This window comes from Mesotoga infera (genome assembly GCF_900157305.1).
Classification (GTDB): domain Bacteria; phylum Thermotogota; class Thermotogae; order Petrotogales; family Kosmotogaceae; genus Mesotoga; species Mesotoga infera.
Genome location: NZ_LS974202.1, coordinates 2,194,758 through 2,220,607 on the forward strand (window position 1 = coordinate 2,194,758; position 25,850 = coordinate 2,220,607).

27 protein-coding genes and 3 tRNA genes are annotated in these 25,850 nt (G+C 46.9%); 9 read left to right on the forward strand and 21 right to left on the reverse strand.

Annotation, left to right across the window (positions count from 1 at the left end):
* Positions 1-5 precede the first annotated feature (5 nt).
* From gyrA to MESINF_RS09975, 4 genes are read left to right on the forward strand one after another with little or no spacing between them, the layout of a single operon-like run.
* Positions 6-2,429 (forward strand): DNA gyrase subunit A, encoded by a 2,424-nt coding sequence (gyrA, locus tag MESINF_RS09960; RefSeq protein ID WP_169699677.1) that lies wholly within the window; start codon positions 6-8, stop codon positions 2,427-2,429.
* Positions 2,430-2,460: 31 nt separating this feature from the next.
* Positions 2,461-3,087, forward strand: coding sequence for a transcriptional repressor LexA (lexA, locus tag MESINF_RS09965; RefSeq protein ID WP_169699678.1), 627 nt, complete (start codon positions 2,461-2,463; stop codon positions 3,085-3,087).
* A gap of 46 nt (positions 3,088-3,133) precedes the next feature.
* On the forward strand, positions 3,134-3,592 hold the full coding sequence (gene rpiB, locus MESINF_RS09970; protein ID WP_169699679.1) for a ribose 5-phosphate isomerase B: 459 nt from the start codon (positions 3,134-3,136) through the stop codon (positions 3,590-3,592).
* Positions 3,589-4,551 carry a histone deacetylase family protein gene (locus tag MESINF_RS09975; protein ID WP_169699680.1) on the forward strand — a complete coding sequence of 321 codons (963 nt, stop codon included), beginning with the start codon at positions 3,589-3,591 and terminating at the stop codon, positions 4,549-4,551. The genes rpiB and MESINF_RS09975 overlap by 4 nt, the downstream gene beginning before the upstream one ends.
* 54 nt (positions 4,552-4,605) lie before the next feature.
* Here the strand turns inward: MESINF_RS09975 and MESINF_RS09980 are convergent, their stop codons facing one another.
* From MESINF_RS09980 to MESINF_RS10080, 21 genes are all read right to left on the reverse strand, one after another.
* Positions 4,606-7,077, reverse strand: a complete 2,472-nt coding sequence (locus tag MESINF_RS09980; protein ID WP_169699681.1) for a BamA/OMP85 family outer membrane protein — start codon at positions 7,075-7,077, stop codon at positions 4,606-4,608.
* Complete coding sequence (locus MESINF_RS09985; RefSeq protein ID WP_169699682.1) at positions 7,067-7,630, reverse strand: ATP-binding protein; 564 nt, start codon at positions 7,628-7,630, stop codon at positions 7,067-7,069. Before MESINF_RS09985 ends, MESINF_RS09980 begins: the two co-directional genes overlap by 11 nt.
* Positions 7,621-8,283 (reverse strand): PHP domain-containing protein, encoded by a 663-nt coding sequence (locus tag MESINF_RS09990; protein WP_169699683.1) that lies wholly within the window; start codon positions 8,281-8,283, stop codon positions 7,621-7,623. Before MESINF_RS09990 ends, MESINF_RS09985 begins: the two co-directional genes overlap by 10 nt.
* Positions 8,284-8,352: 69 nt before the next feature.
* Positions 8,353-8,688 (reverse strand): iron-sulfur binding hydrogenase, encoded by a 336-nt coding sequence (locus MESINF_RS09995; RefSeq protein WP_169699684.1) that lies wholly within the window; start codon positions 8,686-8,688, stop codon positions 8,353-8,355.
* 2 nt (positions 8,689-8,690) lie between these two features.
* Positions 8,691-9,674 (reverse strand): CBS domain-containing protein, encoded by a 984-nt coding sequence (locus tag MESINF_RS10000; RefSeq protein ID WP_169699685.1) that lies wholly within the window; start codon positions 9,672-9,674, stop codon positions 8,691-8,693.
* Positions 9,643-10,008, reverse strand: coding sequence for a hypothetical protein (locus tag MESINF_RS10005; protein ID WP_169699686.1), 366 nt, complete (start codon positions 10,006-10,008; stop codon positions 9,643-9,645). The genes MESINF_RS10000 and MESINF_RS10005 overlap by 32 nt, the downstream gene beginning before the upstream one ends.
* Positions 9,995-10,696 carry an FAD-dependent thymidylate synthase gene (gene thyX, locus MESINF_RS10010; protein ID WP_169699687.1) on the reverse strand — a complete coding sequence of 234 codons (702 nt, stop codon included), beginning with the start codon at positions 10,694-10,696 and terminating at the stop codon, positions 9,995-9,997. Before thyX ends, MESINF_RS10005 begins: the two co-directional genes overlap by 14 nt.
* Entirely contained in the window at positions 10,674-11,855 is a 1,182-nt protein-coding gene (locus MESINF_RS10015; protein WP_231936721.1) for a tetratricopeptide repeat protein, read from the reverse strand. The genes thyX and MESINF_RS10015 overlap by 23 nt, the downstream gene beginning before the upstream one ends.
* Entirely contained in the window at positions 11,852-12,646 is a 795-nt protein-coding gene (locus MESINF_RS10020) for a type I phosphomannose isomerase catalytic subunit (protein WP_169699688.1), read from the reverse strand. The genes MESINF_RS10015 and MESINF_RS10020 overlap by 4 nt, the downstream gene beginning before the upstream one ends.
* Positions 12,630-13,949, reverse strand: a complete 1,320-nt coding sequence (gene trmFO, locus MESINF_RS10025) for a methylenetetrahydrofolate--tRNA-(uracil(54)-C(5))-methyltransferase (FADH(2)-oxidizing) TrmFO (protein WP_169699689.1) — start codon at positions 13,947-13,949, stop codon at positions 12,630-12,632. Before trmFO ends, MESINF_RS10020 begins: the two co-directional genes overlap by 17 nt.
* Complete coding sequence (locus MESINF_RS10030) at positions 13,946-14,827, reverse strand: DNA-3-methyladenine glycosylase family protein (RefSeq protein WP_169699690.1); 882 nt, start codon at positions 14,825-14,827, stop codon at positions 13,946-13,948. The genes trmFO and MESINF_RS10030 overlap by 4 nt, the downstream gene beginning before the upstream one ends.
* On the reverse strand, positions 14,824-15,132 hold the full coding sequence (locus tag MESINF_RS10035) for a hypothetical protein (RefSeq protein ID WP_169699691.1): 309 nt from the start codon (positions 15,130-15,132) through the stop codon (positions 14,824-14,826). Before MESINF_RS10035 ends, MESINF_RS10030 begins: the two co-directional genes overlap by 4 nt.
* Positions 15,107-15,907, reverse strand: coding sequence for an epoxyqueuosine reductase QueH (locus MESINF_RS10040; protein WP_169699692.1), 801 nt, complete (start codon positions 15,905-15,907; stop codon positions 15,107-15,109). The genes MESINF_RS10035 and MESINF_RS10040 overlap by 26 nt, the downstream gene beginning before the upstream one ends.
* Complete coding sequence (locus MESINF_RS10045) at positions 15,904-16,674, reverse strand: ComEA family DNA-binding protein (protein WP_169699693.1); 771 nt, start codon at positions 16,672-16,674, stop codon at positions 15,904-15,906. The genes MESINF_RS10040 and MESINF_RS10045 overlap by 4 nt, the downstream gene beginning before the upstream one ends.
* A complete protein-coding gene (locus tag MESINF_RS10050; protein WP_169699694.1) occupies positions 16,671-17,411 on the reverse strand; it encodes a sporulation protein in 741 nt (246 codons plus the stop codon). Before MESINF_RS10050 ends, MESINF_RS10045 begins: the two co-directional genes overlap by 4 nt.
* Entirely contained in the window at positions 17,408-18,397 is a 990-nt protein-coding gene (locus MESINF_RS10055; RefSeq protein ID WP_169699695.1) for a dehydroquinate synthase/iron-containing alcohol dehydrogenase family protein, read from the reverse strand. The genes MESINF_RS10050 and MESINF_RS10055 overlap by 4 nt, the downstream gene beginning before the upstream one ends.
* A 9-nt stretch (positions 18,398-18,406) precedes the next feature.
* Entirely contained in the window at positions 18,407-19,414 is a 1,008-nt protein-coding gene (locus MESINF_RS10060; protein ID WP_169699696.1) for a M42 family metallopeptidase, read from the reverse strand.
* Positions 19,415-20,449: a M42 family metallopeptidase gene (locus MESINF_RS10065; RefSeq protein WP_169699697.1), complete on the reverse strand. Its 1,035-nt coding sequence runs from the start codon at positions 20,447-20,449 to the stop codon at positions 19,415-19,417.
* Positions 20,446-21,459 carry a M28 family peptidase gene (locus MESINF_RS10070; protein WP_169699698.1) on the reverse strand — a complete coding sequence of 338 codons (1,014 nt, stop codon included), beginning with the start codon at positions 21,457-21,459 and terminating at the stop codon, positions 20,446-20,448. The genes MESINF_RS10065 and MESINF_RS10070 overlap by 4 nt, the downstream gene beginning before the upstream one ends.
* The gene (gene minC, locus MESINF_RS10075) at positions 21,456-22,112 is read right to left on the reverse strand and encodes a septum site-determining protein MinC (protein WP_169699699.1); all 657 of its coding nucleotides are present in this window, start codon (positions 22,110-22,112) and stop codon (positions 21,456-21,458) included. Before minC ends, MESINF_RS10070 begins: the two co-directional genes overlap by 4 nt.
* Before the next feature lie 161 nt (positions 22,113-22,273).
* Entirely contained in the window at positions 22,274-23,473 is a 1,200-nt protein-coding gene (locus tag MESINF_RS10080) for a DDE-type integrase/transposase/recombinase (protein WP_169700878.1), read from the reverse strand.
* A 188-nt stretch (positions 23,474-23,661) separates the two neighbouring features.
* Between MESINF_RS10080 and MESINF_RS10085 the strand changes: the two genes are divergently transcribed.
* The 5 genes from MESINF_RS10085 (at position 23,662) to MESINF_RS10105 (ending at position 25,801) form a co-directional block, all read left to right on the forward strand.
* Positions 23,662-23,737 (forward strand) — tRNA-Glu (locus tag MESINF_RS10085).
* A 5-nt stretch (positions 23,738-23,742) separates the two neighbouring features.
* Positions 23,743-23,817 (forward strand) — tRNA-Val (locus MESINF_RS10090).
* 7 nt (positions 23,818-23,824) lie between these two features.
* Positions 23,825-23,900, forward strand: a tRNA-Phe gene (locus tag MESINF_RS10095).
* A gap of 99 nt (positions 23,901-23,999) precedes the next feature.
* Complete coding sequence (locus MESINF_RS10100) at positions 24,000-24,527, forward strand: transcription repressor NadR (RefSeq protein ID WP_169699700.1); 528 nt, start codon at positions 24,000-24,002, stop codon at positions 24,525-24,527.
* Complete coding sequence (locus MESINF_RS10105) at positions 24,524-25,801, forward strand: MFS transporter (protein ID WP_169699701.1); 1,278 nt, start codon at positions 24,524-24,526, stop codon at positions 25,799-25,801. Before MESINF_RS10100 ends, MESINF_RS10105 begins: the two co-directional genes overlap by 4 nt.
* Positions 25,802-25,850 lie beyond the last annotated feature (49 nt).

The following is a 25,850-nucleotide window of genomic DNA, read 5'->3' on the forward strand; positions in this document are numbered from 1 at the left end:
TATCTTTGTCTGAAGAGATCATCCACAAAAACATTGACGATGAACTTATAAATTCATACATGCTCTACTCAATGAGCGTCATAGTGGGTAGAGCAATTCCCGATGTTAGAGACGGCTTGAAACCGGTACAACGAAGGATACTGTATGGAATGTCCGAGCTCGGGCTGAGACACAATCAAAGCTTCAAAAAGAGCGCCCGTATAGTTGGAGAAGTAATGGGAAAGTTCCATCCACATGGCGATGCTGCCATATACGACGCTCTCGTAAGACTTGCCCAGAACTTCTCGATGCGTTATCCTCTTGTTGAAGGCCAGGGAAACTTCGGCTCCATAGACAGAGATCCTCCTGCCGCTATGAGATATACCGAAGCCCGTATGGAGACCCTTTCAGAAGAGCTTTTACAGGACATAGATAAGAATACTGTGCCGATGCTTCCCAACTTTGACGGTTCCTTGCGCGAACCCGATGTTCTGCCGGCGAAAATACCCAATCTCTTGCTGAACGGCACTTCGGGAATAGCCGTAGGCATGATGACCAGCATACCTCCTCACAACCTGACAGAGGTGGTGAACGCTCTGGAGCTTTTGATTGAACAGCCTGAATGTGATATAGATGCCCTTCTTGCCCATATAAAAGGTCCAGACTTTCCGACAGGTGGAATGGTTATGGACGGTCGAACCATATCCACCATATACCACGAAGGAAAGGGAAGGATCATCCTGAGAGGTATTGCCGAAATAGAAGAGAGCAAGGGGAATCAGTATATAGTTATCCATGAGATCCCTTATAACGTTTCCAAAGCCGATCTTATTGAGCAAATAGTCGTTTCGGCACAGAATGTGCGTGATATACAGATCAGGAACATTAGAGACGAGTCCGACAAAAAAGGGCTAAGAGTCGTAATCGAGCTCAAACGCGGAGCCGATCCTAACGTTGTTCTGAACCTTCTCTTCAAGCATACACAGCTCCAGACGACTTTCAGCGTTAACATGCTGGTTATCGATGAAAAGAAGCGACCCAGGGTTATGAACCTCAAGCAGATGTTGCAGGCCTTCCTCACCCACAGAGTCAATATTATTCGCGCGAGAACTGAATACGAACTCGAGCGTGATTCCAAGAGGGCCCACATAGTGGAAGGTCTCACCAAGGCTCTGAGATCTATAGATACGGTAGTCGACATCATAAGGAATTCCTACGACGATGAAGCCACAAAAAACCTCATGGAGACGCTCGATATAACACAGGAACAGAGCGCCGCGATTCTCGATATGAAGATGGGGAAACTCACAGGAATAGAGGTAGAGAAACTGCTCAAAGAATACCGAGAACTCGTCGCCAGAATCAACGAATACAGGAAGATACTCTCAAGCGAAACCGAAATTTATTCGATCATAAAGTCAGAGCTTGAGGAATTGAAGAACAAGTACGGAGATGCCCGCAGAACCAGAATAGATCTGGGAAACGGTACGGATTTCGATATTGAAGATGTTATACCAGACGAGGAGATAGTGGTTCTTGTCACGAAACGCGGTTACATAAAATCCACTCCTCTTGAGAGCTATCGCAAGCAGGGAAGGGGCGGAAAGGGTGTGATCGGTGTCAGGACTAGCGAAGAGGACTTCGTAGTGAATATTTTGACCACCACCCGGCTAAGCAAGACCGTGATCATCACCTCGAAGGGAAAGGCCTATGTCTTGAGCAACCATCTTATAGACCATTCTTCGAGAGATGCCAAGGGAAAACTCCTGGCCAATTATATCAAGATAGAGTCCGACGAATCTGTCCAGGCCGTTCTCTCTATAAGAAACGAAGAAGTTGAAGGCAAATATCTGGTAATAACTACCAAATCCGGTAAGATCAAGAGAACGCCTTTCGAGGCCTTCCTGAACGTTCGCAGCTCCGGAATCAAAGCTATAAGTCTTGCCGATGATGATAGAGTGATAGACGCATCTCTCACCGTTGAGGAAAGCGATACGATAATCATTTCTACTCGGTACGGCATGGTAATAAGGTTCCCACTAGAACAGGTCCGCGCAATGGGAAGGAGTGCGGCCGGTGTAATGGGGATAAGACTCAGAAAGAGTGACGAAGTGGTAAGCGCCAACGTTGTCAGGGCCGACGACGCCAGATTTCTTTTCACAGCCACCGAAAAGGGCGGAGGCAAAAGAACCGATATCTCCGAATACAGGTGTCAAAACCGTGGTGGCATGGGAGTGAAAAACATATACGGTCTCGAGCGAATAGGGAACGTTGTAGGAACACTGGTCGTAACGGGCGAAGACGAAATCATACTTGCCACCCGAGGCGGAATGTCTATAAGAATTCCTATCGATCAGGTCAGATCTACTGGTAGAGTCACAAAAGGGGTGCGAATAGTAGATCTTAAAGAAGAGGATATAGTTGCCAGCATGGCCGTAGTTGTGGAATGAGGGTTTCAGAGAGAATAGGGGGTGTCTGGCATTGACATTGACAGAGAAGCAAAAGAAGATTCTTGAGTTTATCGAGAACTTTATCAAGCTTTACGGCTATCCGCCGAGCATAAGGGACATCTGTCGAGACTTCGATATTTCCTCTCCTAGAGGTGTGGCCAAACACCTTGAATCTCTGGAGAAGAAGGGTTACATCGAACGTACCGGTGTTTCGAGAGGAATAAGAGTCCTCAAAAGCCCTGACGGCACATCGATAGAACCGGGTAGCGATGTCGTAATGCTTCCCGTGATCGGTAATATAGCGGCGGGAGAAGCTGTTCAAGCCATTCAGGCAGAAGAGGAGAATATACCCGTTCCACTGTGGATGATAAGGCGCGGCTTCGAGTACTATATTCTGAAAGTTACCGGTAACAGCATGATCGATTCACATATTATCAGCGGTGATTTCGTGATAATCAGAAAACAGGAATGGGCTAACAACGGAGACATCGTAGTGGCTCTGATAGACGAAGAGTACGCCACTTTGAAGAAATATGAGAATGAAGGGCAGAAGATACGGCTGATACCATCAAATCCAGATATGCTGCCGATGGTTATCGAAACCAGCAGGGTGAAGATTCAGGGAAAACTATCCGGAATTCTCCGCTGGTACAAGTGATCTCGTAATAAAAGCCAAATCTGTCCCAACATGCGCGGAGGATATAATGAAATTATCCATAGCATCTGATCACGCTGCTTTTGAGTTGAAATTCTTTATTGCTGAGTATCTAAAGAAAGGCCACGAAGTCATTGATTTTGGCCCCGAATCGCCAGAAAGGTCCGTCGATTATCCAGACTTCGCGCGTCGTGTCTGTAAGTCTGTGCTGAGCGGTGAAACCGAATTTGGGATTCTTCTTTGCGGAACGGGAATTGGAATGTCGATGGCCGCGAACAAATACAGGGGAATCAGGGCGGCTCTCTGTCTCTTTCCGGAGATGGCCGCGCTGGCGAGAAAGCACAACCACGCCAATGTACTGGTGCTTGGAGGCCGGCTTATGGGTTCTGAACTCGCAGCATGGACGGTTGACACGTTTCTCTCAACCGCCCAGGAGGGCGGCAGGCATACCAGAAGGGTCGAAAAGATCGAATCGCTCCCAGTCGAAGATCTGGAGCGATCTAAATGAAGATCTATTACGACAGACGCCACCTCTTTCATCTTCCCATGAAGGAACTGGATAACGGTGAATGGATAGAAAATCCCGAAAAGCCCGAAAGGATAGAAACGATCCGAAGTGCCCTCGAGGGAAATGGCTTTGTGATAAATGAACCAAGAGACTACCATGTCTCTCATATTTTCGCCGTTCATACCCCGGAATACGTTGAATGGCTAAAACAAAAGAGTATGACCGTTTCGCCCAAGAGGGAGTATTTTCCAGAAGTGTTCGGATACGATAAGCTATTCGATACAGGAACACCGGTCACGACGGGCTGTTATATCGCTTCGCTTGCCGGAGTTTCGACAGTTCTCAACTGTGTCGATTCACTGCTGGAGGACGAGGCGGTCGCCTACGCACTTTGCCGTCCGCCCGGTCATCACGCCGGAGTAGCCACTGGAGGCGGCTATTGTTACTTCAACAACGCCGCGATAGCAACCAAGTATTACCAGAAACACACTAGAGGGTTCGTCGCCATACTTGATCTCGATTTCCACCATGGAAACGGGACTCAAGAGATCTTCTATTACGACGATACAGTGCTTTATGTCTCCATACATGGAGACCCTAGGTTTTTTTATCCCTGGATCAGCGGAAATTCCTGGGAGATAGGTGAAGATTCAGGTGAGGGATTCAACGTTAACTTCCCACTCGATGGTGGCATCGAAGGTCCGGAATACATAAGAACTCTGACCAAAGCTCTCCAGGAGATTAACGATTTTTCGCCGGATCTGCTTGTGGTGTCTCTTGGAACTGATACGCATGCAGCCGATGGAGTTGGTCATTTTGGGCTCATAGATTCGGATTTCTCCATGATTGGCAAATTGGTAGGAGAGATTGAAACACCCAAGCTGATCATCCAGGAGGGAGGCTACAATCCCCAGGCGAACGCTGTTTCTGTTTTGAATTTCATCAAAGCTTTGAAATAGATTGTCCGTGAATACAAACAGGTGCGACCAATGGTCGCACCTGTTCTTTTGGGTTCAGAAGGCCGGTCCAAAACCGAAGAAGGGTGTTCCGTAGTAAAGCTTTCCATCAGCGGCGCTTTTGCCGGCCAGATAGGAGTTGTATCCGTAACCGAGGCGTACCATTCCGATTATGGGAATGCTTATGTCCAGACATACGCCAAAATCTGCCACGAAGTTACCACCAATCACATCTCCCGTACTGACCTGTCTGAAGAAGACGAGATCTCCGAATCCAACCAGATCAACCGGAACCGAAGCCGTTTCCGGCGTGAGCGGATATCTCAACTGCGCCGATCCCACAGTTACTCCGTAGGAGCTTTGGCCTATACTCTGAGAGCCCCTGACTCTTATGTACATGTCCGGAGATAGGAGGTAACTTCTGTAAACTCCGTAGGGGGAAAGAGGAAAAAGCTGATCGGTCTTTATCCTAAAACCCAGAACGGGATCGCCGATAGACATAAAGTGAGTGTATTCACCACTAAGTGATAGGAAAAGCTTATTATCCTTTCCGAACAGTCCTCTAAGGGTAAGACCTGCGCCGAAACCGGTCCCCATTGTCGGGCGAAATATGTCGTCTCTGGTGGAAAATTTGTAACTCAGTCCTGTGAACATTCCGTCGAAACTCTGAAGAACATTTTCGGTATCTATGGTTCCATCGATCTTAGTCTTTGTGGCGACCTCACTCGTCGATCTTATGTACTCATAGCCAGCAGTTACGCCTACACTTTGATCGGGCGAGATGTTGTATATGGGCGTGAGGGAAAAGAGAAACTCCGTTTCTTGCGATTTCGAAGTCACTATCGTGTCTGTTGAATCGATGGTAGTAGTGAAGCCTGAAAACTTCAACTTGGCCGAAGTATCCAAGTTCAAGTTAGTTCCGCCGATTTTCGGAATCGAATAGCCAATCGTGGTATCCAGAGACGGACTTCTGGTGGTGGTTTCCGTTCCGTTCTTGGTAATAACCACCTCCTTATTGTTTGGAAGAGGGAGCGTGACGCTGAGGGTTGTCGATATCTTCTGACCGTATCCCCAGACGTTTAGGAGACCCAGGTCGAGATAAACGTTCAGACCGTTCTGCCACCCTCCTCCTCCGCCTATCCGGTTGTTCTTGTTACTGTCTTCGAGGGTGATCTCCACGTCTATGGCATCTTTCCCGACAGGTACCGGTACTATATCCACTTTTGCGAAGTAGCCAGTATTATTGAGGAAGGCATAGGTATTCCTCAGATCATTTAGCGAGAGAACTTCATTCTTCTTTATTACTATCTTGTCGTTTATCAGATAGTCTTTAGTTTTTTGGGGACCCACGAAGGAAACTTTCACATCCCTAACGGTAGGTTCTGTGATCTTGAAACTGAAAAAGCCTATCTTGGGATCTATGACGGGTTCGAGCCTTATGAAGGGGTACTCCTTCTGAGTGTAGAGATCCTGTACCGCCTGCATAGCCTTTGCCGCGGTTTCGTTGTCCACTTCCTGACCCTCGATCAGTCCAGATGCCATGAAGATCTCGCCCTTGGTTATCTTGACGTTTCCCTCGACGAAAACACTCTTCAGCGTGAAAGGGGAACTGACATATTCAATGGGAACAAAAGAGATTCTCATAGACAGGGCACTGCTTTCTTTTACATTTTCCGGAAGGGTGACCTGTCTCACATTCTTCAGTGTACTGTTGAAAGAGAGGATCATGGCTTGATAAGTCCGCTCGTCGATACCCCACTGGCCATTGGGATTAGCGTAGTATGTTGAATAGATGGCCTTTATGGCTCTGTTTATATCCTCAACTTTGGGTATATACTTTTTCTTGGAGTTGATCCACCTGATGAGCGGGGATGTATCATAGTATTGCTTCAAATAGCTGAGTTGGGTCTTATCGAGTAGATATTTCACCGTTTCTGACGAGAAAGGCGCATCAATCGTAACTTCCCAAAGATACGCCACTTTTACAGTGAAAGTGACCTTAATCTTGTCGGTTATCTTTCCCGAGACTATATCGGCCTTGTCTTTGTCCGTTGTCCATTCGATTGTGGCGAAGGGCGGTATGTAACCTTTGCTGAGAAGCACCCCTTCCATTGCTTCGAGCGTCAGGGGGATTTCAAACATTAGTCTCGAAGGGTTAAGCGGTTTTCCGTTTTTTATGGTAGAGGTAGCTTCCAGCGTCTCCTTTTCCACTATCTTGGGGCCATCGAAAACCACCGAAACCTCCACGATCGGATACTCTTTCACCTGTATAGTCAAGAGCCTTGTGCTTTTGTCGTACTCATAAGTGATCGAAGAAAAGTAACTACTAGCCTCAAGTCTTGCAATAGCCTCTTTCAGATCTGATTCCGAAATCTCTATGTTTCTCTCGACCTTCAAAATCTCCAGGATCTCACTATCGGAAACGACCCTGTTGTCGAGGACCGCTATTCTTGAAGGAACTATGTTCCCAAAAGCAAGACAGAACAGTGAAACAAACAAAAAAATAAGGACTCGCTTTTTAACGGACATCTGAATAACCTCCCAGCGAATTTTCAGCTTCTTGAAGAAGATCTAGGATCATTTTCATTTTGACTGGAGTCGTGAAACAGTTGTTCCCGAGGGCTTCTCTAAACTGCGACGATTCAACCGCGTATCCATCGTCATCGAGACTCCTCTGTATGTACCAGTCTATCTCTCCTTTCATGGTTATTATCGAAAAGAGCGCCATCGCTACATCTCCGATAGGCTGACAATCGACATGCGATAATACGAAGAGGGCACTTACGGTTGTACCTTTTTCGGCACTGGATTTCAATTCGAATTCTCCGCCCGTCGAGAGCGCGGCGAATTTCAGCATGGGTAAGCCCAGTCCAAATTTTACTTTCTTATTTTTTTGAGTATAAAAGGGATCGAGAACCGATTCTTGAAGCTCCTCGGGTATTCCCCTTCCGACATCGCGTACCGTGAAGCGGAAGAACCTATCTGTATGTTCTTCGATATCCAGCCATGCCTTTCCAGTACCAGATTCCACGGCATTCTGAGCGATATCTACAATATGATCACATAAAGTTCTCAGTCCCATATTATCTTCACGCGCTTTCCTCCTGAGATCAGTCCCAATCTAAACTCGTCGAAGGTTCTTTTCTCGGCCATCATAGAAATAGTAGGCCGCACGAGATTCAAACTATGGGCGTCGCTCGAGTGGATTATATTATCGGTCTTGAGATCGATCTTTTTCAAACTTTCTTTGAATGAAACTTCCACTGGAAAATCCCTGTAATTCTCCGGTATGAAGCCCAGTTGAATTACCAAACCCATCTTTCTATCGATATGGGCCATAACACAGATGCCTCCGCGCTCCTTCACCGTGGAGATCGCCTCATCGATTCCCAGAAGCGTCGGCTGCCCCAGCCAGATATTTTCCATAGAAGTGAAAGAGTCGTCTTCGCCGACATAAAGCTGATAACCGGAGATCTCAGGGTCGATCTCGATTTTTGCCAGCTTCTCGTCAAGCAACCATCGGGAGTATTCTTCTGCAACCGAAACATCGGGAAAGTAAGCGAGAACATGCACGTCATCTAGAGTGTGGATTTCCATACCTGGGATCACATTTATGCCCGATCTCTTAAGTACCTCCGTGAAAACCCTGACATTGCCTGCGCTATTGTGGTCCGTGATTGCTATCCAGTCGACACCTCTCTCGCAACAGACGCGCGCGATTTCATTAGGAGTCATTGTGATATCGGCGCACGGTGAAAGACAACTGTGAATATGAAAATCACAGAAAAAAGATTCCAAAGAGAGTCAGCCTTTCAATCCGCTTTTTATAAGCCTGGTCGCCACGTCAAACGATGTCTCCTTGCTTTCCATAAGCACGATGTTGTTCTCTTCAGCCTTCTTCTTTGTAACCTCCTCGAAATGAAGATCGTTGCAGAGAACTATTGCTTTGACTCCAACTATCGAGGCCACTGCCAGTATGTTGGTGTGAGATTGTACTGTGAGCCATATCGAATTAGCGGGGGCGTTCCCCATAACATCGCTCAGGAGATCACCTATATAACCATCGGTTACTTCCGCATCAAGAGAAAGAGTCGTGATTACTTTAAGCTCACATTTTTCAATCAGTTCTTTCAGCCTCATGATCATTTCCTCCCGTTTCGGTAGAAGTTCATCTCAACGACCACACCCTTTCCGGCTTCCGAAACCACTACCATTTTGTCGGAATACCTGCGCATGTTCGGCAGCCCCATTCCCGCACCGAATCCAAGCTCTCTAACATGGTCGGAAGCCGTCGAGAAGCCTTCCTTCATAGCTTGTTCAACGTTTTCTATTCCCTTTCCGTAATCTTCGACTCTCACCCTGATGACTGACTCATCGTACCAGGCGTATATGTATCCTTCACTTCCACTGTGGATCACAACGTTAACTTCGGCCTCATAACAGGCGATCGATACCCTTCTGACCAGACTATCGTCGTCGGTTCTGGTTTTCAGATAACTCTTCAACTTCGCCGAACCGACGCCGGCCATATCCACCTCTGTATAATCGATGTGGAATAAAAAATCGGCCGTTTTCTTCTCAACATAGTCTCCGGAGATCAACGATCTATCGAACCAGTCCACATTTCTTTCCAGGACCTCTTTTCGGCGGGCATCGTGGACATATATGATTCTGAACTTGTCTAGAATCGCGCCTATTATGTCTTTCTTCGAAATAATCCCTAATAACCTTCCTTCTGAGTCTACCACCGGGAACCGTCCGTACCTGTAACGGTTGAACCTCTCTATGAGTCCTTCAAGATCAACATCGGGAGAAAAAGTTATCAAATCTTTGGTCATGTGTTTCTCTATAGGATCGGTTATATGGTTTCCTTCCAGGGCAAGAATTATATCCTCTATACTGACCAGACCGAGCAAATGATTGTCATTATCGACTATAGGAACTCCAGATATCTTGCATATTCTCATCAATTCTTTGGCCTGCCACATAGTTCTATCTTTGGTAAGCGAAATTATATTGGTTACCATTATGTCTTTTGCCGTTATATCGCTGAACAATCCCCTCAATTTCTCGAGAAGATCATCGACGTTTCTCTCAGTCAATCTGCTTCCCTTCCTCGAGGGCATCGCTTATCTGTTTTTCGAAAAGGATACCGCAGGCTTTGTACATGGACATCCGGGCGTGGAGCAACGGCATCTGGAGTTCATTAGCCAGTTCTATAGTCGTCTCGGGAACGTTTCGCTTCCTGATGATCAAAACGGCCGATGCGCCAACTACCGAAGCAGTTCTTACACACTGGGGGGAGTTGAGTCCGGTTATAAGAATCATTCCGGGACCACCGAAAGCGAGGACATCGCTCATAAGATCTGCGGCGCCTACAGAGGCTATTTCAGGATTAGAGTCATCAACCCTGTTCAAAGTCTCACAATTAAGCAGTTGAATTATTTCAGACAGTTTCATTTTCTACCCCTCCAACCAACAGATCTCCTTCATAGCGGTACTTCAGGAAGGCCTCGTATGAAATTGGACACTTCTCTTTGAGTATACCTGCAATCGCTAGCGCGTATTTCTGGATTTCGTACTGCGCGTGTGAATCGGCCCTCTGGTTCAGGAAATTCATCATAGACCTCAGGTTTATCGTCCAGTAAGCCTCCGTGTACATTGATATCGGGAGTATAATACGAGCCATCTCTCTGGCCACCCCCATCGAGATCAGTTCTTCGTAAGCCTTGAAAGAATTCTCCATCGATTCTCTCATTATCTCAAGGGCCTTACGGTTGAGTTCTTTATCGTCGAAAGGGATTGATTTCTGCCTGTCCTCCGGGTCGGGGACCCTTATCTCATCGGGAAGGAACCATTCCTCTTCGAACTGTGTGTATCTCCCGCTCCTTTCGTTGATTGAGGCTATCCGGTGCCTCACCAGTTGCCTCATGACAAATATCGGTAACTTTATATGAAACTTGAAAATCACATGCTCGAAAGGCGAGTGGTGGCCGTGTTCCATAAGATAATTGATTAACTTTCTGTCCCTCTCGGGGTTTGTCAATCCCCTTCCATAGCTAGTTCTTGCCGCCTGAACGACACTGTTATCGTCACCTAGAATCTCTACTAGTTCTACAAAGCCTTTATCTAGAACTTTTATCACCATCAGAACCTCCATCGTTTCTCAAAGCCTTTTCCATCTGTGAAGCCCTTCTTCTCTTACTAATGTATTCTAGCAGAAATAAGGCGAGGACGACTATTACACCGATCGGAACTACTGTAACGAGAACCATTTCTAAGATGACACGGCGCCTCAACTCTTTGAGAGCGGCAGAAACAGATTCGTCGAAAGCCTCGTAGCCACTCAGTTGGAGGTAAAACCTCGCGAGATCGTAATACTCCCTGTCACGCATCTCGTAGTAGGCCATTCCGAGGTTTCTCACCGCCCTGGAATTCTCGGGCCAGAAGCGAATAGATTGCTGAAGCAGTTCGATCGATTCCAACATCCTTCCCTCCCGAAAGAGCCCGTCCCCCAGTGCAAGTGCTGCGCTGGATGCCAACTTGGGTGGAAGCTTACCCAGATCTAAGCTTTCCAGCATCTTTATCCCTTCACCATCTTTTCCCGTTCTCAGGTAAGCGTTTGCCGCATAATAGATAGAAATGGGATCATTGAGTGCCAGAGAGTGAAAGTCCTCTATGACTGTTTCGAACATTCCGGCCGAAAACTCGCTCTCAATCAAGTCCGATCCCAAAAGAGGCCCGAGACCGTTTTCAAATATTCCTTTCCTGACTTCTTTCAAGGTTTCAAGATTCATGTAACTCGAGCTGGAATAAAGCTCTAGCATCACTTTGTGGGGAAGGTATTGACCGGAATCTCTTCCGAGTATCTCAACGGCCAGCGAGTTGATTATTTTTGATGAACGTGGATCGGAAGTTTCAAGCCAGTCGTAATAATGGAGCCTCAACGAGACCGCTTCCAGCAAAGGTCCCTGATTGGTAAGTGTTCCGAGCATATTCAAAGCCGAAACCGTTGACGTGGAGACCATAGAGTCGACCACGGCCAGGGAAAGAGCGATATCGTCCGGAAGGTTGGCGCCCGCGAGCGAAGATTTCAAATTAGTGAACCATGTCTTGTAATTGGGTTGTATAGTTTCCTTGAATTTCAGACCGACAGCTATCGTCAAAATGGCTCTGCAATCGATTTCTTTAATGTCTAAATACTGCGCCCGTTCAAGATAGTCCTTCGAAAGGATAATCCCGGCATTTTCAAAGGCGAAAACGGCCGTGCAAATAAGAATTGTCGCAAAGATCGTATAGAGTTTCAAAATGATTCACCCCAGAAATTTCCCGGACGAACGAAGAGAACATCTTCAGGGAACTCCTTCCGGGCGTCCAATAATACGTAGAGCTCGAGCGTCTCTGAGAGTGTGATGACTATCCCACTGCCTTCGACCTTTCTGGTGAGTTCCATGCTGAAATACTTCCAGTCGAATTTCTTCATCTCTTCAATCACGATAGCTGAGGCAGCGGCTTTTGTGGCGACTTTGGCCTTGTCCAGGTGAAGCTCTCTTCCTCTTCCCCAGTCATAGATCCTGTAGGTCATATCGCTAGCCTGTTGAACCTCTATCACTTTCGAACCCGGCCCAAGCGAGTGAACAGTACCGGCCTGTAAACATACGAGATCTCCCCTTTCAGGTGTCAGTATCCTGAGATCGTCGTTTCTGAGATCTTCGAGGGGCTTTTCCGGTCTGGTTATTCCAGCTGCGATTCTTCCATTCTGAAGGAAATACCAGCATTCATTCTTACCCCAGGGCTCACCTTCGAGAAATCTTGCCAGTTCATCGTCGGGATGGACCTGAACGGAGAGCCAGTCGTTGGCACATATGTACTTCACCAGCAGGGGAAACCTCGGGAGATCTTTGTGGAAAAGAGTTTTAGTCAGATCGTTCGGGTAGATACACCTCTCTCCTTCGCAAAGCTCAGTCCTCATATTCTGAAAGTCTGACAGGAGCCAGACCTCTCCCACCGGATCTTGTGTATCGACTTTATATAGCTCGTTCAACTGACGATCTCCCCATGGTCTAGGAGAGAAGATCGGTTTACTCTTCAGTATCATTTCTATCAGACCTCCATTCCTTCAGAAAGAAGTCCATGTCATTTCTCGCTCTGGAAACCTTTTCCCTGTTTCTTTCTCTTTTTTCACGACAGGCGACAGGTGAAAGAAGACCGAAGTTGGAATAAACAGGTTTGAGGGGAGATCTTCCAGAAATCGTAACATGCTCTATTAAACTGCCAATCATCGTTGTCTCAGGTATTGAAAGTCCACCTACCCCTCTCAGATAACGCTCCACGTTTAATGCCACTACCCTACCAGAGACGATCGCTTCTACGTAGCCTTCGAGACCGGTAATCTGGCCAGCGAAGAAAAGTCCACTGTGCTGCTTTGAGCCGAGGCTTTTGTCCAGCAGGAGCGGCGAGTTGAGGTAAGTGTTTCTGTGCATGACTCCGTACCTAACGAATTGGGCGTTTCTCAGGGCCGGAATCATGGAAAAGACTCTCTTCTGCTCTCCCCATTTCAATCTGGTTTGGAATCCGACAAGACTCATTAGCGAGCCGCTTGAATTCTCCTTTCTGAGCTGAACGACGGCGAAGGGTTCCTTTCCGCTGGAGGGATCAATCAGACCCACAGGCTTCATCGGGCCGAATCTGAGTGCATCGAAACCGCTTCTGGCTATATCTTCAACGGGCTGACAGCGCTCGAAGAGATATCTGTCCGAGAAATTCTCCATCTCAGAGAGTTCTGCCCCTACCAGCTCTTTCCAAAAATCGCCGTACTCTTTGCCGTTTAGTGGACAGTTGAGGTAGCTTCCTTCCTCGGAATACCTGTCGGCGAAAAAACCTCTTTCGAAATCGATCGACCCGGCCTCAACTATGGGCGAGACGGCATCGAAGAAGAATAGGTGCTCTCCAAATAACTGTCTCAGAAATTTCTCAAGCTTCGGGGAGGTGAGCGGACCGGTGCACACTACGTTGACTACCCTTTGAAGATCCAGAGAGGAGACCTCTTCTCTACGTATCTCTATAAATGGATTGGATTCGATAAGATCTGTAACTTCTCGTGAGAACCCAACCCTGTCAACTGCAAGAGCCTTTCCCGCAGGGACTCTGTGTCGGTGAGCTATCTCGAGTAACTTCGATCCGAGCTTGATGCCCTCCTCTTTTAGAAGCCCGGAGGCGTTATCGAGCGATTCGGACTTCAAAGAGTTACTACAAACGAGTTCAGCGAAAGAATCACTCTGATGCACACCAGTGCTCACAGAGGGGCGCATCTCGTACAGCTCGACTTCGATACCCATCTCGGCCAAACTCAGTGCCACTTCGGAGCCAGCCAGACCGCCACCCGTGACCCTTACCTTCATTCTTTCCTTCCTTTTTTTCGGTAGTATCTGAAGAGCGCTTCTTGATAATACCCGGCGTATGGGTAGAAAGTTTTCATACCGTATTCCATGACCTTTTTGGTACTTCCCGAAACTTCGAAGAGATCCTTCATCACTCTCGATATCCATATATCGACGGGAAAGGAATTCAACTCTCCGTATGCGAAGAGAGTTACACAACTCCCGACTTTATAGCCGACACCGTCGAACTTCATCAGTTCATCGAGTTTGATGTTGAGAGGTAGGTGGCGTATCGAATCGAAGTAACTTTCCGATTCGAGTGTAAATAGTTTGAGTAACCAGGGTACTCTAAAAGCGATTTTCAGTTCTTCAAGCCGTTGCTGCTCGATATGTCTGGCCTGCTCCAGGTTAGGGAAGAGAAAGAAGGTTTCCCCTTCGAACTCCACCATGTTTTCGGCAAAGATCGCCGATAGACCGTCGCTCATTTTTCTGATTGTGGGGATGTTGTTTCTTGTGGAAAGTATGAATTCGACCAACATCTCGAAGGGGTCCTGTCTTAGTATTCTCAGTCCCCGCGCCTCTTCAAGAGCCTTTTTAGATATAATCGAAACCTTGGAGTTCATCGAGGCGAGCTTCTTTTCGATATCTATGTGTATCTCTTCCAGATTGTCTTCAAGTCCAAAATACGAGATCAATCCAAGGTCTATATCCTTTCCCAACAGTTTATCAGAAGAGGCCTTAACTCTGAGTTCGTTCCTTTCTTTCTTCAGCCGGACCACGGTATTCCTTACGATTCCTGTCCACCAGCCATCTCTGGCGGTCCATCGAAAGGTCTGCCCACAATCGAGTGTGGCATCTAGATCCAGTGATTTATCTATTCTCAAACAAAACTTTGTCACAATCTCACCTCGAAAGACTCCGCGATGTGTTTGAGCAACCGGAAGGCGTTGTCTTCACGAAATTCGCCTACAACTATAAGGTAGCACTCGTTTCTCATTCCATCCAGATAAACGGCGGTCAACGGAACACCGCCTCTCAAGGTAGAACTCCTGGAACCAGTGGCTTTCGAGAGAGCGATAACAAGAGGTGGTATCTCCTCAAGATCGTAACCTTCTTCAAAGGATTTCCCGTTCTTATCGACTACTCGAAAGACCATCCCGCAGGTCTCACCAAGCTCTCTAATTTTTCTGGCCAGATTCTCCATGTCTATCAGACTCCCTGAGTATCCTGCAATTGTACTTTCCCGCTTTCAGCCAATTCCTTCCGTACAGCTCTGACCCTTCCTTCACCAGCAGACCTGAAGGTTTTAGAATGGCCAGAAACTCCTTCAGAGAGCTTTCGTCTCTTATGGGTATCTCTTCAAACTCTATCGAACGCCCCCTGTACCTCCACAGATAAGCGAGATCCCGGAACTTTCCTAATAGGAGTTCAAAATCCTTTCTTTCTCGCTCTTCTCTGTCCTTTTTGGATTTTATGAGGCTGGCCTCGCAGCCGCAGTAGTTCTGAACGTAGATACCTTCAAGATACGGTTTTATTTCCTCTCTGCCGGTTCTAAAATTGCCACCTTTATACTCGATTCCATAAGCATTGCCTATTTCCCTTCCGATCGAATTTATCGTGTCTATAGACTTTCTTGGACTGGCAAGCAAAGTACTGGTGAATACTTTGGCATTTATCTTTCCCGACGTCATGGCGGCGTTTTTAAGCCTCATCTCAACACACTTTCTACATCTGGAGCCGCCTTCTTCCTCATCGAAGTATCTCTCGAAAAGTGTTGAAAACTCTTCCGGATCGTATTGTCCCTCCATAAAGTTCAGGTTTAACCTCCGACAGACTGTTTTGAAGGCTTCGAGTCGTTTTTCGTATTCCTTTTCGGGGAAGATGTTGGGATTGTAGAAGTAGAAAACGGCCTCCGGGAGCTCCCTTTTTAAAACCGTACTCAACAGATCGGGCGCACAGCAGACGTGTACGAGCGTCAAAATTCTATCAGCTCCTTTATATCCTTCAAGATACTCTCACCTATCCCCTTGACTTCAAGCAACTCCTCGAATTTAGAAAAGCGACCGTTACTCTTCCTGTACTCCACTATTCTCGAAGCCAGAACCGGTCCGATTCCTGGAAGTCTTTCGAGTTCGCTTTCACTTGCGGTGTTTACGTTTATCTTCCCGGAACCGGTTATCGCTACTTCTAACGGTTTTATACACTCCAGAATCGCCTCGATGTTCGAAGGACCTATACCCGGTACGGAGAGGAGATCGGAAACGGATACAAACTCTCCTTTCTTTTCACGATGATCGATTATGGCTTTCGCCTTGGAGTCACCGATTCCCGGGATCTTTTTGAGCTCCTCAAGCGGGGCCGTGTTTATGTCGATAGGTTCAGGTCCGACCTCAACCTCTCTCCCGGAGATTTCCCCAACTTTAATCAGGGGTTTAAGCTTATCGAGCGTTTTGGCACCTATTCCTTTAACGTTCAACAACTCTTCCACATCGTTGAACCCCCCGCTGGCCTTTCTGTATTCTACGATCGCTTTCGCCTTAGAGGGTCCTATGCCAGGGAGTAAATCCAGTTCCTCTTCGGTAGATACATTGAGATCCAGCGGAAAGGCCACGGTTTTAACGGATTCCGGCGGGTCTTTCGTATCGGGAATGGACCTGAGATTGCCCGAAACGGCTACAAATCCTATTAATACTAGAACGGTTACAGAACCAATTATCTGAATCTCTTTTATCGATAACCTTCTCATCTCAACTGTCTGGGAAACCTATCGGTGATGTTCCAGCCAGTTATTCTCTGGAGTGATTGTACATCCAAAGAGTTGGAGTACTCTCTCGCAGCTGCCGCATCGGGAAAGATTCCCAACACGGCAGCGTAGAATGTTCTCCCGTCAGTGGTAACGGATTTATAGACACATGCAGGATATCCCTCACTCCTCAGGTCAATTACCTGTGGTGCTATTCCATCGGAAATCGTATGAGAGACCAGCTGGACACCGTAGGCAGTCTTTGATTCGTACAGTCCGGGGAGAGGGTTGTTGCCAATAAACATTACTCCGTACATGTCGTTTACCCTAGTGATGAAATACTTCCCCTGCCCCATTTCGACGCATAACTTGAAAGCTACATCCTGTTCAACTACAACAAAACTGAAACCCGATCCTTCGACAAGGAAATCGAACGAGTTTAGGATGAGTTTCCTGTAGTCGAAGGTTTCGAGAAAGAAATGCTGTTCTACCGGGATCTTTTGAACATCGCGCGGTACTTCTGTCACGCCCTGTACGACCGGTGGAAGCTCTATTGGGCTCGCCTCGCCTGATAAACCGGGAAGGACCGAACTTCTTATCTCTTCAATTATAAGATCGTACTTTTTATTCTCTTCCCTGAGAAGTATCGCATAACCGGCAAGTGTAAAAACTATGCCGGAGAGGGCGAGCACGATTAAAATCATTATCTTGACGATTACATCATGTGATTCTCCACTCATAAAACACTCCCAAATTCCATCCAGGGTCTATCCCTGACCAGCGTTTCAAAATCCCTTGCCGTTATCCAGTGAGAGCTCTCGCCCGAACTGGCGGGCAGGGCGATCTTCACGCCGCCCTTCTGGTTTACCAGGTCGACTAGAGAGCTAACATCGATCTTCATAGATCGGTCAAGTTTGCCCAGAACCCTCAACGCCTCGTAAAGGTCGTCTTTTCCAGAGCCATCCATCAGTCCGGAGGTTCTCGCAATATGAAGTTCCAGTATAGCTCCGTAAATCAGGGCGGTGGAGTATTCTGTTCTCAACCTTGAAGCCGATTGTATGAGATCACCCACCCAGCATCCGACAACCGTCCTGGAACTGCCAATCGATTTAACGAAGATCGAAGACGCCGAGTAAATGATATCGCCCCAAAGTTCGCGCGTCACCTCATCACCGGAAATGATATGGTTCAGGACATATTTGAACAGGCGTTCATCCAATGAGTAAGCCACCAGCAACGGGAAAAAGATCTCCCCTCTATGTATCCGATACATGGTGTCGTACGTCAGGTCGGTATCCACGTATACCCTGTCGGGGAGTCCGCAAGATTTCAATAGATTTTTGATGAACTCGAAGTTAATACTGAAACCAGAGAGCGGTGGCATAATCTGGCTGACGGTGGTAGTTGGATACAGGAAGAGCCTGTCGACCTCTCCGTGGGTTGATGCCGCATAACCGACCAGGTCGATAAGCGAACCTCCACCTATGACGGTTACCGCTCTTCTTCCCGAGGCTCTGAGTACCTGATAGACTTCCAGAACACGATCTATAGACTTTATGTGTTCTCCACCGGGCATCAGGTACTCATCTTCAGGATGTATTTGAAGTGCTTTGCGCGCGCCTGAGTCGAGTATTTTTAAAGACTCTGGCACCCTTTCCAGCAACTTTTCACCGTAAATCAGCTGACAACTGCTTGAAGATTCACTGGTGAAAGTGACTCTTTTCATTAGCCTTCTCTAGACTCCTTCTTCGGCAAGTGCTTTTAAGAGACGGACTGTGTTGAGAACATCGTTGTAATCTACGATTTCATTTGGTGAATGGACGTATCTGGTCGGTACGGAAACCGTTCCGGCCGCGATCCCTTTCCCAGTGACCTGATATCCCCTGGCATCGGTTCCACCGAAGATAAGGACCTCGTATTGAACCGGGATAGAACGTATATCTGCCACTTCCTTCAATCTAGATACTACTCTGGAGGAACTGACGCTTCCACGATCCTTTATCTTTATAGTCGGTCCAGCTCCCAGCTTAAACCCCATTCTTTTGAAAGACTTGGGAGTATCCGGTCCGGCCGTTACGTCGACCGCAATAGCCATATCCGGCATTATGTCGAATGCCGCAACGCTGGCTCCCACTATTCCAACCTCTTCTTGGACGGCAAATACGAAATAAACATCGTCGGCCGGCTCTTTGAGTTCTTTTATCGTCTGTACTAAAATAGCGCAGGCTATCCTGTCGTCCATGGATTTGGAGACGAGTTTCTCGCCTAGATCTCTGAACTTCGAATCGTAAGTACCAAAGGTACCGATCGGCGCCAACTTTTCGGCTTCTTCTCTGCTGGAGGCTCCGATATCTACGAAAATGTGGTCGAAGTCAAGGTTCTTCATTATTTCGCCAGCTTCTCTGGCCGATTCACCTTCGGTGCTCACAATTCCGTAAGCACCGCTTTCAAAAATTATCCTCGAACCCAGAAGCATGTACGGTGAAACGCCTCCGAGCATATCGATTCTCAAGAAGCCTTTATCGTCGATATGGGTCACCACCACCCCAATCTCGTCCATATGGGCATCCAGGAGCAGCTTCTTTCCACTCTTTCCCTTTTTCATGCATATCAGATTCCCCAGTGCATCGACCCTTAATTCATCGACGTAATCTCTAACTTCCTCCGTGATGGCCTCTCTTATTGCATCTTCTCTTCCGCTTGGGGAACTTATTTCAACCAGTTTCTTTATCAATTCCTTCATCTAAAGCACCTTCCCTTCTTTTACCAGAACGCTGGCAAGCTCTGCTACTCCAAGAAAGTCGTTTATGTTTATTATCGAAGTCGGTGAGTGGATATATCTTGATGGGGTTGAAATGACGCCGGCAGGAATTCCCGACATGGTTCTCGCCAGACGTCCGGCATCTGTACCTCCGGCTATCCGCCTCTTGTACTGGAATTTGATCGAATTTCTCCTGGCTGTCTCGACGATGGTGTCGAAGATCCTTCTGTCCAGAACCAGGCCGCTGTGTGCAAAAGTTAAAACCGGTCCCATACCCAGGCTTGTAGCCCAGCGATACTCCGGGAGTTCGGGATTGTCTCCGGCAGTGGTGTTCTCGAAAACTAGTGCAGCGTCGGGCTTGATTTGCCTCGCAGCTATTCCGCTCCCTCTAAGTCCAACCTCCTCTTGAACGACCCAGGCGAAACAGAGATCGTAATCCAGAGAGAGACCCTGTACATCGTCCAGGACTCTCAGAAGAATTTCGCAACCGGTTCTGTCATCGAAGGCTTTGGCCACAGCATATTCTCCAACCTCTTCGTAAGCGGTGGAAAAGAAGACAGGATCTCCGATCTTGTGACTCTTTTGGGCCTCTTCCTTCTTTGGATAGCCTAGATAGATGCGCAGTTTATCCATGGAGGGGGTCTTCAACAGTGTCGAACTCTCCTGTGTGTGAATCGCCTCGAAACCTATCACGCCTGGCAACATTTCCTCGCCTACGAAGACTTTCTTTCCCATCAGCACCCTTGGGTCGACACCACCTATGGCAGTGAAAGAGAGGGATCCGTCTTCATTGATTCTCTTAACCATTAGGCCGACTTCGTCGGTGTGGGCCAGAAGCATCAATCTTTTGGAGCTTTTACCGTTCCCTTTCTTTATAGCAATTACGTTGCCTACCGAATCCTTCCAGAGCTCATCGACCTTTCCCTCTATCTCTTTCTCGATGAAGGAGGCAACTTTTTCTTCAAATCCCGAAACCCCGGGGAGTTCACAAAGTCTGCAAAGTCTTTCGAGTTTCATACTGCCTCAACCTCCTCGAGTGAACAGAAGAATCCAGAAAGTAGTCTGGCCGAATTTAGAATGTCGCACACTTGAACCACTTCTACCGGAGTATGCATGAAAAGCTGGGGAAGGGAAAGAAGTAAAGTTGGAGTTCCATTTCCTGCCAACTGGACAACGTCGGCATCTGTTCCGGTGTGTCCAGAACCGTAATCGTACTGAACCGAAAATCCGTTTTTTCTAGCATAGTCGTCGAGTTTCTTGAAGTAGCCTTTGTGAATGTTAGGCCCTCCGACAGTTAGCACAGGTCCATTTCCCATTTCAATTCCATCTTCTTTGCTGTGGTGCGTAACATCCATGGCGAGACCCAGATCGAATTCAAGAGCTTCAGCTGCGGCTCTGGCACCCATAGCCCCGACCTCTTCACGTGTGGTGAATATAAAATAAACTGTAGGGTGTTCTCTGTACCTTGATAGAAGTTTCGCTGTCTCTATACTTATCGCAGCACATGCTCTGTCATCTAGAGCTTTTCCCGAAACCTTTTCGCCCATCTCAAAAGCCGCGAAGTCTACGACTGCGAGGTCGCCTATATCGATTTTATCGAAATCCTGATTGATGGAAACGTCTATGAAGAGCTCATCGAAGGAAGGCACATCTCCTTTCGAACCGGGTTTTTGAAGATGCGGGGCCAGCATTCCGATAACGCCCTTCCTTTCTTTCCCGTCACGACAAACAATCCTGACTTTCTGAGAAATCAGTATCTTCGGATCGACTCCTCCGAGAGATTCGAATCTGGCAAACCCTCTTTCATCTATAGCCGATATCACCAGAGAGACTTCATCTATGTGTGTGAAGACCCCCACCCTCCTGGAACTGCCTTTTTTAACGGCGATAAGGTTGCCGATCTCGTCTCTGTAGATCTCATCCACGTATGGGCTCAATTCGGCTTTTATCACTTCATGAACTCTGTCTTCGTAACCTACAGGTCCGAAAGCGTTCGAAAGTTCGATCAATAGTCGAGCTGTGTTCAATTTGTTCCCCCCTTTACTTCGAACTTGACGTTGTCTGCCTCTTCGACTACGATTCTACCCGTTCTCACGTGGGCGACCGACGGGACATCGAAGCGGTCATATTCCTGTGTTATGTAATTTCCAATCTGTAAAAGAGAAGGTGAGAGATCGATAGCGGCTATGATACCTTCTTCACCCTGGGAGTATCCAGCCCTCAAGACTCCCCGGGCAGTTCCAAAGACAACTATACTTCCTCCCGAGATCACCTCCGCGCCAGGATGAACATTGCCAACGATAACTACATCGTAATTATGAACAACGATCTGGCCTGATCTCAAGTTTCTCCGGATGATCTGTGCGCCTCTGACTTCCGTGATCTTTTCTCTAACAAGGTCATATTTCTGACCGACTTTGACATCTTTCTGTTCCATACTTCCGACGAGAATATCCTTCACGTGGACTCCGAGATCGCTCAACAAAGATACGATTTTGACTATATCGTCTGGTTTACTGGTTTCCTGCGTGAGCATCAGGGATATCTCGTCCCCTTCAGAAAAGAAATCCTTCGCATCAGAGAACTTTCTCATTATGTCCTGTCGTAACTCTTCGACACTTCTGTAAGAATCAATAAGAAGAATCAATCCTTTTTTCGTCATTCTGAAGTCTATTGGCATACAGATCACTCCTTTCTTCAAGATTTTATCACGAAAAACAGCTCTTAAAGTTTAGCCGAAACGGTCGATGGGCTGATGTCGGTGCGGATAATTCCGTTCAGGGCCCGTAATGCATCAAAATTAAATCTACTCAAGAGAGAGTTAATGCATCAAAATAGAATCTATTCAAAATCGAATAGAAGGAGATTGAGAACACCTCCCTTTGAGTTAGATTTAGACTTCATTATCTGTATATCAACCAGTGATTCTTGAAAATGTGCTATATTACTCTTGAGTATATATAAATCTAGGGCTTCGTGAACCTTGCGAAGCTCATCTTTTTTTGTGGAGTCAATCCAGGGAGAGTTAAGAACTCTTTCGTAGGGAGTAGCGAACTTGTCGTACTTTTTCACTATCCTTGTACCATCTCTGGTCTTTTGGATCATCTTATGAGTAGGCTGGAAATGGTTGTTGTAGAGATTCAAGCTTGCATATAGCTCCTTCAAGATAGTCAGTTCCTCCAAAGTGTCGTATCTGTAATAACCAACGGCCCTTCTGACCAAAGACCAATTCTTCTGTTCCACATGGGGATTATCGTTCTTGTTGTAACTCCGGGTTCTGGTAAAGACCAATCTTTCATCCAAGCAATACTTATACAAATGAGCATTAATAAACTCCGAACCATTGTCGGAATGAATTCCCAAAAGAGGGAAAGGAAGTAAAGCTCTCAATGCGATTATAGCTTCGAGGGTCCATCTTTGAGCTTTGTTCCTTATTGGTGCAACGACACTCCAACCACTGGCAACATCCACCATATTCAGGCTATAACAGAATTCTCCCGAACTATCACCTCCTTCGTGACCGACAAGATCCACCTCAACAAAACCTGGTTTTGTGTCATCCCATTCGTGATGAGTCTTTATCCTTATGTGTTTCTTCAAGAGAGTACCGGGTTTTGTATGTGACCTACCCTTCAGTTCCATCTTCTTCCTTTCACTTCGAAGAAGTCTATCCATTGTGGAGGAACTTATTTCCAAAAGCTTCTGCTTAACTTCTTCCCTCAAAGACAAATGACCATTCTTGTTCAGATTGTCTATCGCCTCTTCAATAATCGCTTTGAATCTCTTGCCGCAAGGAAAGTCCAGGATCTCCCATATCTCAACAAGTTTTCTCAATACTTCCAAATCATATTTCTTCTTTCTCCCGCGCCTCTTTGTGAATTTGCTTCTCTTGTTCTTCTTAGAATAACCCCTCCTAAGTATTAATGATGCATAGCTCCGGTTGTACTCAGTTACCTCAGTAAACTCGTTAAGAATTCTACTCTTCTCCTTCTTTCCAGACTTTCTGTACTTCTTTGAGTATTTCTCGATCAGTCCAGTCATGTCTATTCTCTTCATCTTCGCGTCAACCTCTTTCAACTTGTCATTCGCGAAGATTATCCCCTTTACCCTTACCTTTCGAGTAGTTTCATTTTTGATGCATCGTTACCCTTTTCAAGTAGATTTTTTGTGATGCATATCGGGGCCTTGACCGGAGAAGCATAATAGTGTAATATAAATTACGTGCTTACGCCCTCATCGTCTAGTGGCCTAGGACACTGGCCTTTCACGCCGGCGACCGGGGTTCAAATCCCCGTGAGGGCGCCAGTGGTGGAAGCGTAGCTCAGAGGAAGAGCGTCTGCCTTACAAGCAGAAGGCCACAGGTTCGATCCCTGTCGCTTCCACCAGATTGATGGCGAGGTAGCTCAGCAGGTAGAGCAGCGGACTGAAAATCCGTGTGTCGACGGTTCGATTCCGTCCCTTGCCACCAGAGTTAAAGCTAGTTGTTACACCGCCCCCTCGACAAGGGGCGTTTTTTCTTTTAAAATGTAGTGTAAAGTAGCTGCTACAATCTGTAAAGGGAGGATAGATGGTGAACAAACAGACCAGGTTGATGAAAATAACGAAGCTTCTCCAGAATTCGAGCGGTACGGTCAGCGGAAGCGAGTTGGCAAGGTTGACAGGCGTCAGCAGACAAATGATTGTCAAAGATATTGAAGAACTACGCGAACAGGGTTACAGGATTCAATCCGGCCAGAAAGGTTACTCTCTATCTTCACAAAAAAAGTGCAGAATGACTCTGTCGGTAAAGCACGGAAATTCTGATATAGTGGACGAACTATCCACGATTCTATCGGAAGGTGGAGCTGTGATAGATGTGATAATAATGCACCCGGTCTATGGAGAGATTCGGGGAGTGTTGAATCTACATGACTTCGATGACCTGAATAGATTCATCGCCTCTCTTAGGTCCAGCGAGGCTGTTCCTCTCCTGGCGCTTTCAAAGGACGGTGTTCATCTACATACGATTGAGGCAGATTCCGAAGACGATCTTGAAAAAATCAGGGCAACGCTTGAAAAGAAAGGATATCTGGCTGTCAGGGGGGTGGGTTCGTGAACATCGACGAGGTTATACAAAGAAGCATTTCTTCTGGAAGGAGATTGAAACTGCTCGTTTTAACTTCACTCGAATGGATGCTAGTTGCGGGAGGGGTTATGATCACCTCGCTGACGCTTCCCTCGATTATCGAAGGACTTTCCGGAACACAGGGAGACCAGACGACCATGGCGAGCTCTGTTTTCATCGGCATGTTGGTGGGTGCTCTGGTATCGGGAGCGATATCCGATAGGTTTGGAAGAAAGTGGACCAATCTTTGTTTACTGATACTCGCCACGGTTGGAACAGGCATCACGGGATTGGCTCCATCGATGAGGCTTTTTTCGGTATTCAGATTTCTTTCCGGACTGGGTTACGGTGGACTTCTTCCCGTTGTCAACGCCTATCTCACGGAGTTTTCTTCGATAAAGATAAGGGGACTTTACCTCACACTTCTCGAATCTAGCTGGGCTCTTGGAAGTATAATGGTTGGAGCCTTCACTATGATCACGCTTGATTACTTGGGCTGGCAGTGGTCATATTATTTTCTCTTTATTTTCGGACTGCCCCTGATAATGATCGGTCTCTTCCTTCCGGAAAGCCCCAAGTATGAGTTCATGAAGAAGGGAAAAAAAGCCCTGGAAAAGATACTTAGAACCTCCATAAGTGAAGAAGTGGAGATGCACGAAAGGGAGAAACAACCCCTTCTCAGCTTATTCAAGAGAGGTCTGGCAAGAAGAACCGTCATGATATGGTTCAGCTGGTTTACGGTGAGTTTTGTCTATTACGGTATCTATACCTGGGCACCTAAGATATTCGCTTCTAAGGGATTAACGCCTGTATCATCGCTGTGGTACACCTTTTTCATGCTCATCATGCAGCTTCCGGGTTACTTGACGGCTGCCTTATTGATAGAGAGGATTGGAAGAAAAACCACCCTGACTTTCTTCTTCGTTGCTACCGCGATTTCGGCTCTGATAATGGGATTGGTTACGAGTTCAAGCTTTTTGATATTCGCAAGCGTTCTGATTTCTATGTCCGTTCTCGGAACTTGGGGAATGGTTTATGCTTATACACCGGAACTCTATCCTACAGAGATGAGGGGATTGGGAAACGGTACTTCCGGAGTGATGGCCAGAACGGCCGGCATAATTGCCCCGTATTTCACGAGTTTCTTTATGAGCCGTACTGGCGACGTTCTGTACGTTATGCTCTTCATGTCGGCCATGAGCGTTATGGCTGCGATAGTAGTGGCTTTTTTTGGAGTTGAGACGAAAGAAAAGATAATAGAGTGATTTCCTGCAGCTCCCACTGAGGATCGTATGGGTGGTAGTATTGTCTTCG

Excerpts from the sequence above, each read along its gene's own strand:
- rpiB (WP_169699679.1), top strand. The coding sequence starts at position 3,134 with ATGAAATTATCCATAGCATCTGATCACGCTGCTTTTGAGTTGAAATTC.
- thyX (WP_169699687.1), bottom strand. The coding sequence starts at position 10,696 with ATGGTGATAAAAGTTCTAGATAAAGGCTTTGTAGAACTAGTAGAGATT.
- MESINF_RS10020 (WP_169699688.1), bottom strand. The coding sequence starts at position 12,646 with ATGATACTGAAGAGTAAACCGATCTTCTCTCCTAGACCATGGGGAGAT.
- MESINF_RS10045 (WP_169699693.1), bottom strand. The coding sequence starts at position 16,674 with ATGAGAAGGTTATCGATAAAAGAGATTCAGATAATTGGTTCTGTAACC.
- trmFO (WP_169699689.1), bottom strand. The coding sequence starts at position 13,949 with ATGAAGGTAAGGGTCACGGGTGGCGGTCTGGCTGGCTCCGAAGTGGCA.
- MESINF_RS10000 (WP_169699685.1), bottom strand. The coding sequence starts at position 9,674 with ATGCCCTCGAGGAAGGGAAGCAGATTGACTGAGAGAAACGTCGATGAT.
- MESINF_RS10065 (WP_169699697.1), bottom strand. The coding sequence starts at position 20,449 with ATGAAACTCGAAAGACTTTGCAGACTTTGTGAACTCCCCGGGGTTTCG.
- MESINF_RS10055 (WP_169699695.1), bottom strand. The coding sequence starts at position 18,397 with ATGAAAAGAGTCACTTTCACCAGTGAATCTTCAAGCAGTTGTCAGCTG.
- MESINF_RS10080 (WP_169700878.1), bottom strand. The coding sequence starts at position 23,473 with ATGACTGGACTGATCGAGAAATACTCAAAGAAGTACAGAAAGTCTGGA.
- MESINF_RS10100 (WP_169699700.1), top strand. The coding sequence starts at position 24,000 with ATGGTGAACAAACAGACCAGGTTGATGAAAATAACGAAGCTTCTCCAG.
- MESINF_RS09990 (WP_169699683.1), bottom strand. The coding sequence starts at position 8,283 with ATGACTCCTAATGAAATCGCGCGCGTCTGTTGCGAGAGAGGTGTCGAC.
- minC (WP_169699699.1), bottom strand. The coding sequence starts at position 22,112 with ATGCCAATAGACTTCAGAATGACGAAAAAAGGATTGATTCTTCTTATT.
- MESINF_RS09975 (WP_169699680.1), top strand. The coding sequence starts at position 3,589 with ATGAAGATCTATTACGACAGACGCCACCTCTTTCATCTTCCCATGAAG.
- MESINF_RS09985 (WP_169699682.1), bottom strand. The coding sequence starts at position 7,630 with ATGGGACTGAGAACTTTATGTGATCATATTGTAGATATCGCTCAGAAT.
- MESINF_RS09980 (WP_169699681.1), bottom strand. The coding sequence starts at position 7,077 with ATGTCCGTTAAAAAGCGAGTCCTTATTTTTTTGTTTGTTTCACTGTTC.
- MESINF_RS10050 (WP_169699694.1), bottom strand. The coding sequence starts at position 17,411 with ATGAGTGGAGAATCACATGATGTAATCGTCAAGATAATGATTTTAATC.
- MESINF_RS09995 (WP_169699684.1), bottom strand. The coding sequence starts at position 8,688 with ATGAGGCTGAAAGAACTGATTGAAAAATGTGAGCTTAAAGTAATCACG.
- MESINF_RS10035 (WP_169699691.1), bottom strand. The coding sequence starts at position 15,132 with ATGGAGAATCTGGCCAGAAAAATTAGAGAGCTTGGTGAGACCTGCGGG.
- MESINF_RS10005 (WP_169699686.1), bottom strand. The coding sequence starts at position 10,008 with ATGAAACTGTCTGAAATAATTCAACTGCTTAATTGTGAGACTTTGAAC.
- MESINF_RS10060 (WP_169699696.1), bottom strand. The coding sequence starts at position 19,414 with ATGAAGGAATTGATAAAGAAACTGGTTGAAATAAGTTCCCCAAGCGGA.